The sequence below is a fragment of the Sporosarcina aquimarina genome (genome assembly GCF_023715615.1).
GTDB classification, from domain to species: Bacteria; Bacillota; Bacilli; order Bacillales_A; family Planococcaceae; genus Sporosarcina; species Sporosarcina aquimarina_A.
This window is the reverse complement of record NZ_JAMBOM010000035.1, coordinates 1-255: the sequence shown is the minus strand read 5'-3', so window position 1 is coordinate 255 and position 255 is coordinate 1. Positions and strand designations below refer to the sequence as shown.

Genomic DNA, 255 nt, shown 5'->3' with positions numbered 1-255 from the left:
CGCTCGACTTGCATGTATTAGGCATGCCGCCAGCGTTCGTCCTGAGCCAGGATCAAACTCTCCATAAATCTGGTAGCTGATATGCAGCACATTGCGTCGTCAGCTTCAGTTGTTCATTCGGTCACGTGCCTAAGTACGCTCCCTCATTCACGCCTTCGCTTCCTAGCACTGCACTACATCTCAGCAACCAGAGAGAATTGATTGCTCAATTCGTACTGGCATCATTTAAGATGTCTATCAGATCAACTAAGATCT

The 255-nt window shown here is 47.8% G+C and carries 1 rRNA gene; it reads right to left on the bottom strand.

The features are described from left to right. A 16S ribosomal RNA gene (locus M3197_RS17275) occupies positions 1–68 on the bottom strand; the annotation flags it as partial. Positions 69–255 lie beyond the last annotated feature (187 nt).